14 protein-coding genes, 1 tRNA gene and 1 pseudogene are annotated in these 13,081 nt (G+C 60.3%); 11 read left to right on the forward strand and 5 right to left on the reverse strand.

The window, feature by feature from the left end; translation table 11 throughout:
- Positions 1-60 precede the first annotated feature (60 nt).
- The 3 genes from QHC67_RS01240 (at position 61) to QHC67_RS01250 (ending at position 3,450) form a co-directional block, all read left to right on the forward strand.
- Positions 61-459, forward strand: coding sequence for a hypothetical protein (locus QHC67_RS01240; protein WP_319290104.1), 399 nt, complete (start codon positions 61-63; stop codon positions 457-459).
- 60 nt (positions 460-519) lie between these two features.
- On the forward strand, positions 520-786 hold the full coding sequence (locus tag QHC67_RS01245) for a spike base protein, RCAP_Rcc01079 family (RefSeq protein WP_319290106.1): 267 nt from the start codon (positions 520-522) through the stop codon (positions 784-786).
- Positions 787-900: 114 nt separating this feature from the next.
- Positions 901-3,450 (forward strand): hypothetical protein, encoded by a 2,550-nt coding sequence (locus QHC67_RS01250; protein WP_319290108.1) that lies wholly within the window; start codon positions 901-903, stop codon positions 3,448-3,450.
- Here QHC67_RS01250 and QHC67_RS01255 read toward each other — a convergent pair.
- A complete protein-coding gene (locus tag QHC67_RS01255; protein WP_319290110.1) occupies positions 3,447-3,596 on the reverse strand; it encodes a hypothetical protein in 150 nt (49 codons plus the stop codon). The two genes, QHC67_RS01250 and QHC67_RS01255, sit on opposite strands and share 4 nt — an antisense overlap.
- A 164-nt stretch (positions 3,597-3,760) precedes the next feature.
- Here QHC67_RS01255 and QHC67_RS01260 point away from each other — a divergent pair, with 164 nt between their 5' ends.
- Positions 3,761-4,444 carry an N-acetylmuramidase family protein gene (locus QHC67_RS01260; protein WP_319290112.1) on the forward strand — a complete coding sequence of 228 codons (684 nt, stop codon included), beginning with the start codon at positions 3,761-3,763 and terminating at the stop codon, positions 4,442-4,444.
- A gap of 153 nt (positions 4,445-4,597) precedes the next feature.
- Here QHC67_RS01260 and QHC67_RS01265 read toward each other — a convergent pair whose 3' ends face one another.
- Complete coding sequence (locus QHC67_RS01265; protein ID WP_319290114.1) at positions 4,598-4,993, reverse strand: hypothetical protein; 396 nt, start codon at positions 4,991-4,993, stop codon at positions 4,598-4,600.
- Between the two features lie 206 nt (positions 4,994-5,199).
- Here QHC67_RS01265 and QHC67_RS01270 point away from each other — a divergent pair, with 206 nt between their 5' ends.
- The 5 genes and pseudogenes from QHC67_RS01270 to QHC67_RS01280 all read left to right on the forward strand — a co-directional run bounded on the left by QHC67_RS01270 (position 5,200) and on the right by QHC67_RS01280 (position 9,462).
- Complete coding sequence (locus tag QHC67_RS01270) at positions 5,200-6,417, forward strand: tyrosine-type recombinase/integrase (RefSeq protein ID WP_319290116.1); 1,218 nt, start codon at positions 5,200-5,202, stop codon at positions 6,415-6,417.
- Positions 6,418-7,368: 951 nt separating this feature from the next.
- Positions 7,369-7,608, forward strand: a complete 240-nt coding sequence (locus QHC67_RS19155) for a Com family DNA-binding transcriptional regulator (RefSeq protein WP_413818466.1) — start codon at positions 7,369-7,371, stop codon at positions 7,606-7,608.
- Between the two features lie 13 nt (positions 7,609-7,621).
- A pseudogene (locus tag QHC67_RS19160) lies at positions 7,622-8,158 on the forward strand (DNA cytosine methyltransferase); the annotation flags it as partial.
- Between the two features lie 37 nt (positions 8,159-8,195).
- A complete protein-coding gene (locus QHC67_RS01275) occupies positions 8,196-8,537 on the forward strand; it encodes a hypothetical protein (protein WP_319290118.1) in 342 nt (113 codons plus the stop codon).
- An 85-nt stretch (positions 8,538-8,622) separates the two neighbouring features.
- On the forward strand, positions 8,623-9,462 hold the full coding sequence (locus tag QHC67_RS01280) for a DNA adenine methylase (protein ID WP_319290120.1): 840 nt from the start codon (positions 8,623-8,625) through the stop codon (positions 9,460-9,462).
- Positions 9,463-9,673: 211 nt separating this feature from the next.
- Here QHC67_RS01280 and QHC67_RS01285 read toward each other — a convergent pair whose 3' ends face one another.
- The 3 genes from QHC67_RS01285 to epsC form a co-directional block, all read right to left on the reverse strand.
- Positions 9,674-10,378, reverse strand: coding sequence for a hypothetical protein (locus tag QHC67_RS01285; RefSeq protein ID WP_319290122.1), 705 nt, complete (start codon positions 10,376-10,378; stop codon positions 9,674-9,676).
- Positions 10,379-10,483: 105 nt separating this feature from the next.
- Positions 10,484-10,558: transfer RNA gene (locus QHC67_RS01290), tRNA-Thr, on the reverse strand.
- A gap of 175 nt (positions 10,559-10,733) precedes the next feature.
- On the reverse strand, positions 10,734-11,720 hold the full coding sequence (epsC, locus tag QHC67_RS01295) for a serine O-acetyltransferase EpsC (protein WP_319290124.1): 987 nt from the start codon (positions 11,718-11,720) through the stop codon (positions 10,734-10,736).
- A 232-nt stretch (positions 11,721-11,952) separates the two neighbouring features.
- On the opposite strand from epsC, the gene QHC67_RS01300 reads away from it, so the two are divergent.
- Together QHC67_RS01300 and QHC67_RS01305 are read left to right on the forward strand one after the other, a co-directional pair.
- Complete coding sequence (locus QHC67_RS01300) at positions 11,953-12,615, forward strand: RBBP9/YdeN family alpha/beta hydrolase (RefSeq protein WP_319290126.1); 663 nt, start codon at positions 11,953-11,955, stop codon at positions 12,613-12,615.
- Positions 12,616-12,710: 95 nt separating this feature from the next.
- Positions 12,711-13,079 (forward strand): EamA family transporter, encoded by a 369-nt coding sequence (locus QHC67_RS01305; RefSeq protein ID WP_319290128.1) that lies wholly within the window; start codon positions 12,711-12,713, stop codon positions 13,077-13,079.
- Positions 13,080-13,081 lie beyond the last annotated feature (2 nt).

A 13,081-nucleotide genomic window follows, 5' to 3' on the forward strand; every position in this document is an offset into this window, starting at 1 on the left:
ATTGCGCAGGCGATCGCTTGGCAGGCGTGCGCGCACGATTTCAATAGAGAGGCACTTCCGATGGCTGAGCAGCCCACCAGTACACTTCAATGGCTGCTGGGTGGCGGCGGCCTCGTGGCGATCGGCGGCGGCGTCAGCTGGCTTTGGACGCAACTTACGGGCTGGAACAGCAGTCGAAAAGCGGAGCTCGATGCTCGCGAAGCAAAACTGAATGAAGAGGAAGCGGCCGCGGTGAAGGATCTGAAGGAGCGGCTCGGCAAAGTCGAAGATACGGTAATGGCCCAGGGTAAGGCGCTGGAGGCGCATCGCATCGCGATCCACGTCCTGGTTGCCAAGGTTGCCCGCGACGACCCCCGCGCCCCGGAGCTGAAGCAAGTCGCTGACATTCTCGGTTCGGCTTTTCCGATCCACCTGCAGGTGCCCGATGACATGACGGCAACACTCCAGCGGACCGGCTGAACATAACCACCATCAAGATTTCACAGGCGCCGCGGGCGCCTTTTTTATTGGGAGAAGCTCATGGCTGACCGTTTCGCAACCTTCGCCGACAGCGTCGAGGATCCTTCCCGGCGACCGTTCGCCATCGTTCCTCATGATGTCAACGCGCTGGCGGATGTGCCGAAGGGCATTTATGTCGGCACAGGCGGCGATGTCACCTTGCGCGGTGTCGATGGCGCGGCCGATGTCACCTATAAGAACCTGCCTGACGCGAGCTACATAGCAGTGCGCGCCAGCCATGTGCGCGCCACCGGCACCACCGCAACCAACATGATCGCGGAGGCATAAGCCATGGGAAGACAATCCGGCGGGGCTGGCGGCGTCACCCGCGGCTCTCTCACGAAGCAAGGGCTCAGCTCAGTAACCTTCCTTCAGGCTAGCAGCGTTTATTTCGCGGCTGACGTGACGATGGTTCAGACAACCGGCTACTACGCGCCTGGGGATGGCGGTGGGGCATCGTACGAGCCTGTCGCGTCGCAGCCTGCGCACCCGGGCAAGTTCCAGGATGCGAGTGGCAGGTGGTTCGAAATCATCGGGCCGGTTTTCAATGTTCGTGCCTTTGGCGCTAAGGGAGACTGCCCGGACGTCTCTGCGATGACGCCTGTCAATCAGACTGCGATCCGCGCCGCCGTAACGGCAGCAACCAATGATATTGCGGCATTTCGCAGCGCCCTCATCGTTTGCAAATATAAAGGCGGCGGTATCGTCGAATACAGCGACGGCATATTCCGTATCGCTTTCTCGGCCGCCATTCCGGGGCTCGGCACACCCTCGAACGTCGAATGGCGTCCGGTCGGTGACGCTCGGCTCGAATTCGATCCGACCTTGCTCGCTGACATCAATACCTATCCCGGCGCTGGCGCGGCTCGTGCATGGCTTGAAAATGAGATTGGTGCCGGAGATCCTGAAACCTGCACGCGCTTTCTGCCGCGGGCCGCGAGCAAAGACGCCTGCATCGTGAGCCCGGGTGGCGCCACCCTTGCTGACTTCGTGCATGACATCACGTTCGAAAAGGTCAGGATTTATGCTCACATCCGAACCTACTGGAAGGCGCTTCCATCGCCGGCGCAACGATGGCGCATGTTCGGGATACGCACTCAGTATGCATACAACATCAAGTTCAATGATTGTTTCGTGCATGGTACGCCTAATGACGGCCTATCCCATGTCGGCGGCTGGAATATTGAGTATGTGAGCCCCAAGACAAGCCTCGTCGGCTATGGTGGCCAGAAGTCCGCAACTGCCAACGGCATAAGCGCCTATGGTATCATGTTCCGGGGATCGCCTGCCCTTAGCAGCCGCGACATTCGAGTAGATGCTCCTACAACGCACTTCACCAAAGACGAAGGCGTTGCAGTCGGAGGATGCGCGCGAGGCGTCTTCGTCAACAACCATTCGTCATTTGGCGATCACGACCGCGCCGTCGAAGGGCCGTTTCCGACGCTCGATACGGCCGCGATCTACGGCGAGGAGATCCCTAACCAGGTCACCATCGACTCTGTTGAATTGGATGGCATTCACGAAGTGGGCACCGGCTCCATCACCGTCGGCACCAATCAGCTGCTCATGCCGGATGCGTTTTACGTTCATCCGAATGATGAGGAAAATAAGCGGGTCGTGTACGTAGCTGGCTCAGGCGCTGGCGGCGTAGATGCGTTCTACACGATCGAGGCTACTGACTATGTGAACAACATAGTCACCTTGGGAACGAATGCACTTACGACGGTCGCCGGCGCGCGAGTTTACGTCAAGAGCATGGGCTTGGTGTCGCTTAACAACGCCAATGAAGGTGACTACAGAGTAACCGGCCTGCGCGGCCGGGACATGCATTGCCTGTATCCTCCAGTCGATATTACCCAGCGGTCCGGCGGCACGGCGACGGTCGATGATATTATTATCCGGGACAGCTACCTGCCGGCGGGCGCCGACGGAATTAGGCTGGCCGTCAAAGAGGCTACTACGGGCGATAGCATCAGCTTCATCAATGTAACCGGCGGCTCAGGTGCATCGGCAGTTCGGGTCGGCAACGCCGGCGCTGGCCTCCCTGGCGCTCAATTGGATACTGCCAGGATCGGCAATTTCTATTTCGATGGCTCTGGCTTCGACCATTATGTCAACGTCGGCAGCCTTGCGGCAGCCAAAGAGCTTAGCATTGGTGAGGTTCGCAGCACGCTGACCTCGACCGTTAATGCAGCGGCCGTACACATCAGCCACAAAGCGTATTGCGGGCGGGTGAGTGTGAAAAACGGCAAGATGCATGGCTTCAACAGCATAGCCTCGGCGACCAATGGGTATGTGTTCTTCAGTGCTGGCAATCTCGCTTCGTTCGGCGAAATAGATATCGGCCTGAATGAGGGAACACCCACTAACCCTCCCTACTGCCCTATTACCGCCAACCCGGCGTTTCCAGCTGGCGCGATCGGCCAGATCAAGGTTCAGCAGAATGACTGGGGTGACGGATATCAATTCCTAGACCCTGCAATCAACTTTACCACCATCTTCCCTGGGTCATTCGGCACCGCTATCTCCGGCGGAGTGTCGGGCGCGCTGATCGACGCGAATAATAACGTGCCTGGTCAGCGTGTGCGAACTTCTGCAGCTGTTCCCACCACGGGTACATTCGGCCAGGGCGATCGGGTCCGCAACACAGCTCCCACGGCAGGCGGCACCTTGGAGTGGGTTTGCGTGACGCCCGGAACGTTCGGTGCTCTGCCTTCTGGAACACCGACCGTCACGACCGTGAACAACCAGCGCGATGCCACGATCACGGACACGACCGGCATCAAGCCTGGCACATATTTGACGATCACCGGAATAGGCGTGCTGCGCGTCGCCAAGGTGCTATCTCCGACGTCTGTCCGCTTTTCGACGAATGCAGGTATAACCGCAACTGCGGCAGCGGTTGCTAATCGCCCCCCGGTCTTCAAAGCGGTGACCGGCGTAGCGCCTTAGTCCGGGCTCCTCAGCTCAGCGCTCGCCAGTTCTGTACGGGCTGGCGAGCCGACGGGCGTGCTTTGCGCTGCCATGAAGATGTTCACCAGCATCGCAATGCCTCCGATCTTGAAGGCAAGCATAGCACCGAAAACGACCTTCTTCATGGTTTCCCCCGAAACGCCCTACCAGATTCGCGGCTAGAGCCACACCCTTCATCTACGATGATACACTGCTCATCGCAACTATCCTCTCGCGAGCGACTGGATGCCTGCGCATCGATCTCTCGGTCGCCAGCGACCGATCATCCACTGCATTTATGGAGAGTGATATGGACCACGCTGGGCTGCAGCGGCGGCTAAACGCGCTTGGCTATGACACCGGCCTCCCTGGATGGGGAGCGAAATGCCGGGCGGCGACGCTGGCGGCGTTGTCGGATGGTCCAGACTGGCCGGTGACTGCCGATGACATAGACGAGGCCGCCGCGCACATAGGCGTCGAACCAGCCAAAATCTGGGCGATCTACGACGTAGAATCGTCGGGCGATCCTTTCATCGATGGGCGGCCCACGATTCTTTTCGAGCCGCACCGCTTCAGCCGATCCACAAACCACCGCTACGACGCCTCGCACCCGCGGCTCTCGTCCAGGAGCTGGAACAGGAAACTCTATCCTGGATCGCAATCTGCCCGATGGGAGCAGCTGCTCGACGCCGTGGGTCTGGACGTGAACGCGGCCTTCATGTCGGCCAGCTACGGCGGCTTCCAGATCCTTGGCGAGAACTTCGCTGTCTGCGGCGCGAACGATCCTTGGTCCTTCGCATGGAAGCAGGCGCAGTCCGAAGGCGACCAGATCGAGGCGTTCGTCCGCTTCGTCGGCGGCCGCGGCCTGAAGAGCGCCCTGCAGCGCGGCGATTGGGCTGCATTTGCCAAAGGATACAATGGCTCGGCGTACCGAGCCAACCGCTATGACGAACGTCTGGCGGCCGCTTTCACCAAGAGGAGTAGCACGTCATGAATATCGGTAAGCTGTTACGTAAGATCGCCACGATCGTCCTGCCCATGTTGCGCGATGCAATTGCCAAGAAGCTCGCGAAGAAGCGGCTCGAAAAAACCGTCGAGTAGGCGCCAAATCCTCGTCCCGGCTGCAAGCTCGGGGCGAGGTTCAACTTTAATCGAGCGGCTTCACGCCCTCCGTTCCGAGCAGATCCTCCACGAAGTCCTGCAGCGGTGAAACTCCGCGATAACCGATCTTTGGTCGGACGATGATGTAATCGTCCCAGCCCCGCGTCAGATGCTCCACGATTTTGCCCGTCTGATCGGGCTCAGGTCGCTTCCTGCCGGTGAGCTTGTCCAAATAGCGTCGATAGTAGACGATCAGCGTGACAGTCATGTTGTGACGGAGATCGTCGGCCGAAATGGCCTCCACCAGGTCATCAGCGCGAATCAGGATGTCCAGGTCCTCAGCAGTGAAGCTGTCCGGATCGTTGGATTGAGCGCGGGTGGGAAGCATATCGCGATAGCGCGCAGCGCGTTCCTTCGCGAGCTTCAGTTTGGTTGTGCTCATCATAAGAACGAAATGAGAACAGTTCGGTCGAGTCGGTCAAGAGCCTATGTTCAATCATGGGGTATGGCTTGGGGTACGGGGACAAAATAGCGCCCTCGAAAACGCCTGTAACACGGGCTTTTCGCTGCACCTCGACGGAGGGGTTGTCCGTCGTCCTTTAGGTTTTCCTCCCTCAGTCTAGCTCTCAAATCTTAAACGAGGCTTTCATGCTCAGTAACGCAGCGGTTAAATCCGCGCGGCCGATGGCGCGCGCCTATAAGATGTTCGATGAGCGCGGCCTCCATCTTTACGTCGCGCCGACCGGCCTTCGCGCTTGGCGCATGAAGTACCGGCATCAAGGCAAGGAGAAGCTGCTGACGTTCGGTCGCTGGCCGGACCTGTCGCTTGCGGAAGCGCGGGAGCATTGCACCGCGGCACGCGATCGTCTCGCCCTTGGCGAAGATCCTTCAGCTTCTCCCGCGACGCGGGCAGACGTGCAAATTTGCACGTTCGAATCGATGGCGCGTGCCTGGCACCAACATCATCGGTCGCGATGGACCGATCGCCACGCCGAGGACGTTCTCGATAGCCTGGTACGCGACGCCTTCCCATCGATCGGGAGCATGGCGATCGGCACGATCACGCCGCCCGACGTGCTCCGCGCGTTGCGCCTGGTCGAGGGACGCGGCAGCGTCGAGACTGCGCGCCGCCTTCGCCAGCGGATCTCGGCCGTCTTCGCCTATGCTATTTCCGTAGGAGAGACGACGCAGGATCCCGCCACTATCGTCGCAAAGGCGCTTCAGCCGCCGGCGATCAAGCGTCACCAGCCAGCGCTCATAGATCTCGACGAGGTGCGCGCGCTCCTCGATGCGGCCGAGCTGGTCGACGCCAAGCCGATCGTGAAACTTGCCTCCCGATTCCTGGCGCTGACGGCCGTGCGCATGGCGGCGCTTCGCGGCGCCACCTGGGACGAGTTCGACGATATCGATTGGGACGGCACATTCATCGGTCCGCTTCGGCCGACCTGGCGCGTGCCGGCGGCGCGCATGAAGCTCGCCAAGGCGAAGAAGGCCAATGCTTCCTTCGCGCACCTGGTGCCGCTCAGCCTGCAGGCGGTAGAGGTATTACGCGCAGCGCGCGCAATAGCCGGCGGGGGTGGACTAGTTTTTCGGGCCGGGGCGAAAAACCTTCCACTAGGTTCGGCGGCGGTCGGCGAGATCTATGTTCGAGCAGGCTTCGCCGGCCGACACGTTCCGCACGGCTGGCGCGCTAGCTTCTCCACCGTCCTCAACGAGAGATTTCCGGACGAGCGCGCAGCCATCGATCGGGCGCTGGCGCATGTGCCCAAGGATAAAGTGGAGGCCGCTTACAATAGGGCAGAGCAACTCGGACGACGCCGGCGTCTTTACCAGCGCTGGGCGGACCTGTTGGGGAAAGCGGCCTAGGCCGCGGGGCCGCTGAAGAGCGGGCACTTGTGCGAGAGGCAATCAGTCGCTGACGACGTAAAATCGATCGTCCAGAGCAGTACAAAGGCCGTGATCAGCGCCACTTTGGCTATATAAGCTAGTCTATCCTTGGTCACGATGCGCCTTCTACCCTCAGGCGCAATATCTAGCAGCGTGTCTGGCATCGAGCACGTGATTAAATGTGCTTAGGCCGAACTTGAGTCCAACCTCGAATTACCTGTGTTAGTGTGTGGTTTGCAGGCGAAGATAAGCCTTTGATATGGTTGACCCATTCAAGATCGAGCGCTTGCGCGAGCTTATACGTCGTGCGGAAGTTGCTCTAGAGCAATCCGACCTAGCCATAAAACGTAGCAAGCGGCGGCTCGAAGAATCCGTTGATCGGATCGGCTGCTTTGCTTCGGCTGAGCCGACGGATCCGGAGTAGCAAGCTAGGAATTCACCTTAAGAGATATTCGCTACTTACTTTCCCACACGTCGTGCATAACAATGCTCCCGTTCAGCGTGTTGCAAACGAGCGTGCGGAGTTTGTACGATGCGGAAATACGCGCGAGGCGAAGTGGTCTCGATCATGAAGATCAAAGCACGACTCGGTTCAGTGTTGGCGAGAGCGCGCTTCGTGAGGCTACAGGGCAGATTAATACGCGAGCTGCTCTACCCGTCATCCAGGCCGCGCAGGCTACGTGGCCCAGACCTGCCGTCAGAATAGGTGCAGCAACGCTCATTCATTTGTGAACGATACAAATTCGAGACTGCCTGAGCGTAAGATTATCAGGAAAGAAATGAGCAACCCGCAGGCGCCGCTGGCGCTGGGAGCGGGGGTGACCGGGCAGCAACCCGGGAACCGACGAGCAAGAGCCTCGCCGCGACACAGCTGGCCGACTGGCCGCCCCGCACCCGCGCATACGGGCGGGGTCTCTGGAGCGATTTCTGATGCACTCGTCAATCCAATCTTTGCAATTTTCCAGTGATATACAATCCGAAACGACAGCTTCCGCACCTCAGTATTGCGGCCGTAGAGCGGCTATCCGCTGCGCTGGCTGCCGCGCACTGCTCTTCAAGGCTGAGCCCGGCGCAATCGCAGGAGTTATCGAGATCAAGTGCCGCCGCTGCGGCCAGTTCAATTGCATGAGGCCACAGAGCCCACCTCGATCGCCAAGAGAGCGACTTTGAGGAGTATCGCCTTGTGGATCTACGTACCCAATCTGAGCCAATTTGCGGGCTCTCCCTCTGTGCCGGATATGGCGGGCTTGATCTTGGCCTGCACGTCGCAGAGCCGGGATATCGGACTGTGGCTTTCGTCGAGCGGGAAGCTCATGCGGCAGCAACTCTCGTGGCGCGGATGGAAGACTCGTCCCTGGCACAAGCGCCTATCTGGGACGATCTTAAATCGTTCAACGGCAAGCCTTGGCGCGGCCGCGTTCATATCGTCACTGCCGGCTACCCCTGCCAGCCATTCAGCCTCAGCGGCAATAGACGCGGAGCCGAGGATCCGCGACACCTGTGGCCTGATGTCGCCCGCGTCGTCGATGAAGTCCGACCCGAATGGGTGTTCTGCGAGAACGTCGAAGGACACATCAGTCTGGGACTTGCCGAGGTCGCGGAATGCCTTCGGGCCATGGGCTACACACCAAAGGCGGGCATGTTCTCTGCGCGAGAAGCAGGCGCTAGCCATCTTCGACGCAGGGTCTTCCTGCTGGCCCACGCCGACAGCGAGCGATGGCGGCTACTTCCCGGATCTGATGATCGAAGAGGGCCGGATGGGGCTGAGATCGCCGTTCGACGTGGCGGACAAGAGCGGCGGACAGTACGGGGCCTCGACGGCAGCGAGGAGCTGGACGGCGTTGTGGTTGACGATCAAGGCCCTCGGCCTCGGTGCGATCCAAGGCCAGCCGGGCTTTTCGCTCCCGGTCCGGGTGAGCTTCAAAAGTGGGAATGGCTCCTTCATGACGAGCCTGGTCTCCAACCCGCGGTTCCACGAGCTGCTGATGGGCTGGCCGACCGGGTGGAGCGATCCCGCGCAGCCGGCAACGGGGTTTGCAGCCTGGCTGCGGCGATCGCGTGGCGCACTCTCAAGGTTGACCACGTCCGAGACGCCATGATGGCTGCGGCCTGAGCCCCGACCTTTCGATCAATACTCGCTCCCGGCCGGTACGGTCGGGGGCGCTTTTCCGGACACGTTCTTACATGACTTTTTCTACAGTGACTGTACTACCCGGGCTTCAACCCGTCTCACCCGTAAGCCCGGCCGCCGGATATCAGGGCGGCAAGCGAAACCTCGCGCGCCGTATCTGCCCCATTATCGATCAAACCGAGCATGATGGTTATGCCGAGCCCTTCGTCGGCATGGGTGGTATCTTCCTGCGCCGATCGGCGCGGCCGCGCGCTGAAATCATCAATGATATCTCCGGGGACGTCGCGACGTTCTTCCGCGTGCTCCAGGAACATTATCCCTATTTGATCGACATGTTGCGGTGGCGGCTGTCCAGCCGGGCGGAATTCAATCGACTGCTGAACATGGAGCCGCGGCTGCTTACCGACCTGCAGCGCGCAGCGCGCTTCCTGTATCTGCAGCGCCTGGCGTTTGGCGGCAAGGTCAGCGGCCGGAATTTCGGTGTCGATACTCGCGCCGGCGGCCGGTTCAATGTGTCAAAGCTCGAGCCGATGCTGGCCGATATTCACGATCGCCTCGCCGGCGTCGTTATCGAGCAGCTGCCCTATGGGGATTTCATCAAACGATACGATCGGCCAGGCATGCTGTTCTACCTCGATCCGCCCTATTGGAATTGCGAAGGCGACTACGGCGCCGGCGTATTCGAGCGCGCCGATTTTGAGCGCCTCGCGGCGCAGTTGGCCGGGGCCGCGGGGAAGTTCCTGCTCTCGATCAATGACACGCCCGGGGTGCGCGCCTGCTTTGCCGGTTTCTCGATGCTCGAGATGGATACGACCTACACGATCGGCACCGCCACAGCGGCTGGGAGCAAGCGGGTAGGGGAGTTGCTGATCAGCAATTTCGACATCACTTAGCGGATTGGGATCGTCCCGCCCGATCGGCGCGGCATGAGCGTCGAGGGGAGGGCGATCCCAACCTCTTGGCCCCCTGGGAAGCCAAGCGGGGAGGCAAAGCCTCTCCGTCCCCTGACGCCGCTACTTGGGGCAGGGGTGCATCATTCTGCATCTTTGCGTGTGAGTGCCGCTAACAGCGCCTGCCGAAGGCAGTCCTTATCCTTCTATAATCCTACAGGGTCCCATTGTGACCGTCTGGTGGACTCGCACCCAACAAATGAAGGCGCATTCGTTCGAGCGTCTCAAAAAGTTCTGGATCGGTAAATTGGGCGGCCTGATCCTCGGGAGTCATGGCCTCGAATTCGGCTTGCACGGCCCGCTGGCGCGTAGCAGCGCGGCTCGCCTCGGTCGGGCGGCGGAAGATGCGGCGAAGCAGCTCAGCGGCCTTAGGGGGCAGCGTGAGGAAGTATGCGTTCGTGATCTGCTGGACGTATTGGCCGCCCGGTTCCGGATCCTCGACTGGCGCCGTGCGGCGCAGCCAATCGACGAAGCCGAGTTCCTTCAGCCGCTTCAGCGCTTCGATGACCGCGGATCGCGCGCGCCGGATGTCCTTCGCGATCGTATCGATCGCCATGTCGAGGCGCCCGTCGAGCTTGCCGCGGCGCCGAAGCATGTAGCGGTATGTCTCCATCTCGACATCGCCGACCAGGCCGCGGCGCTTGCCCTTCATCTTGGTCGATAGCTTGATGTGCTCCAGCGCGGACATGCGGGCGTTATGCTCGGATCGAGGGAACATGTTCGTCTGCCGCCAGCGCCGTCGCTCAAATTCGCTCGCATGGCGGCTGTTGCGCCGCACGTGCTGATCGGTGCGCGGCCGTTGGCTGCGCATCAGGCCGGCTACCAAGCTGCCGACGCTTGCCCCGTCGCGCGCCGTCATGCGCGGAAGTCCAAGTAGCAGGTTGCAGAAACGTCGCGTTTGTGGCGTATGAAGAGCACGGCATGCACTTTCAAACGCAGATCTGAGGGGCAGGTATCTTATAGTTGGTGCCGGCTGAGGGATTTGAACCCCCGACCTTCGGTTTACAAAACCGCTGCACTACCACTGTGCTAAGCCGGCATTACCTGACTCACTTAAGGTGAGCGGTCGGCGTAGATATGTCGGAAAATGGAAAAGCGCCAGCGTATATTTACCTCGTATGGACTGTAGCGGTCGCTCCTCAGGCTGAGCTATGGGGGGGAACTGAGCAGGTCCGAACGTTATTCATCCTGACCCATGATGCACGTTAGCCCCTTTATCCCGCTACATTCGCCGCCCGCGTGCGGTGAGGCGCGGAGAAATCGGCTCGGCGGGTGACTTGATGATCGGCTTTGGCCTGACGCACATGGCTGCCCGCGGGCACGCTTTCGGTGAGCCATACATTACCCCCGATGACCGAATCAGTGCCTACAATGATCCGTCCGAGCACCGTGGCCCCTGCGTAGATCACCACGTCGTCCTCTATGATCGGGTGGCGGGGTACGTCCCTCAGCATCTGGCCGCTCTCGTCTACGGGCAGGCTGCGCGCGCCAAGCGTTACGCCCTGATACAGGCGCACGCGGCTGCCGATGATCGTCGTCTCACCGATCACTACGCCGTTACCGTGATCGATGAAGAAGCCTTCGCCGATGGTCGCGCCGGGATGAATATCGATTCCTGTCTTGGAATGGGCGATTTCCGAAATGATCCGCGCCACGACTGGCGCGCCCAGACGATAAAGCTGATGCGCGAGACGATGGTGGATGATTGCAAGCATGCTGGGATAGCAGATCAGCACTTCGTCAACGCTACGTGCTGCCGGATCGCCGACGAACGCAGCTTCGACATCGGTGTCCAGAAGGACACGCTGAGCAGGGAGACTATCTGCAAAAGCCCCAATTATACGCGCGGCTTCGACATCGACGCTCTCTGCCATCACGTCGCGGACAGTGTAGCCGAGTTCCAGTCGGATCTGCCCATATAATCTGCTGAGCGAGGTCTGCAACGTCTCTGCGACGAAGGCATCCTCGTTATGGATCCTCACGAAACTAGGCCCCAGCCGTAGCGGGAACAGCGCGCCGCAGAGCGAAGCCATGATCTTTGCAAGATTGGCGCGTGAGGGAAAGCCCTCTGCACCATATTCGATATGCCGCTTCTGACTCTGTCGCCAGAGCGTGCGCGCCGTGCTGAGTTCGCCGACGATCCGGTCGAGATCCCAATACCCTTCCTTGGCCTCTGCTGCGTTGTCTCGTATGTCGGTCATGGCCGCCTCGGTTTGCCTCTGTTGCACTGGCTTACCCACACCCCCGATGGAACATGAAGTGCATTTTCCTTGAAAGGGTCAAAGGGATACTGTTCCCGATAATGCAAAAAACAAGCGCTTCTGGCACTTAGGAGAACTCGCCGCGCCTTCAGCACAGTTCATCATATGCGAGTTGTCTACTGCTTGAATAGAGATGATGTTGGATAACTATCCCGGCTTGAGGAGCAGCATCATGCACGAACGATCTTCGTCCACTTCGCCTACGATCCTGACTCTCGCTGGAATGGAACAGCCTGGTCCGTCTCACTGGCTTTCACGGTGGGAAACCGACCGGCCCTGCACGTCCCGCGTTCACCTTGGCATATGGGATCGGCCACACCGGAACAGCTGGGTTACGGCGATCAGCCATGCTGTATCCCATGTAGACGGACCCGTGATTTTGGTCGCGCGTGGGCTAGCTTGCATCGCGGTGGCATGGTGGGCGGCGCTCGAACGACCGGCTTATGGCAGCCCCGTCAGTGGCGCCCTCCTGGTAGCGCCGCCGAACGTAGACTCAGCGGGTGCTGACCTGCGGCTCATGAGCTTCGGACCAGCGCCCAAGACGTTGCTGCCTTTCCCCTCTGCCGTGGTCGCCAGCCGCAACGACCCGCGCATGGACTTCGGCGGCGCGCTCGCTCTTGCACGGTTCTGGGGCAGCTACTGCTTCGATGGCGGCGCGATTGGTTCCGCGAACGCAGCGGCCGACTTGGGCGAGTGGTCGAATGGCGCTGAAATGCTCGACTGGGTGATAGAGGAAGCACTGCCCTCTTCGGGAGCCAGTAAATTCCGCTCGCCCGCGTTGGTGCCTTTGTCGGCTTCTCACCGGCACGATTATGCGAAGGACATTTCGCTTTAGATCTTGCCACCATTCGGCACCGTTAATCCGAACGCATTCATCCTTTCTTGAGCCTCCGGAGCTATCTGCCGTCTGGAAACGGTAAGAGAATTCCGATGCCTATCCGCCTGTTCCTGCTCATATTGTTGAGCGTCGGCCTCTCCGCCGCAGTGCAGCTTTCGCTGAAAGTCGGCATTACGGCGGCGCGCACCGGCAGAGTAGCGGGCGTAGGCAGCGAGCTTTGGAGCATGCTGCTGTCGCCCATGGTCATCCTTGGCCTCGGCCTATATGGAGTTGGCGCGCTTCTATGGCTTTTCGTGCTTGGCCGTGTGCAACTGTCGCTGGCTTACCCTTTCGTCGGGCTTGGTTTCATCCTGACGATGCTGGCAGGCGCTTTGGTCCTCAACGAGCCGCTCGGCTTTTCGCGGGTAGCAGGCGCGTGCCTGATTATCGCTGGGTGCGTGCTGGTCGCGCGAACGGCGTGATC

The organism is Sphingobium sp. (assembly GCF_033795625.1).
GTDB lineage: Bacteria > Pseudomonadota > Alphaproteobacteria > Sphingomonadales > Sphingomonadaceae > Sphingobium.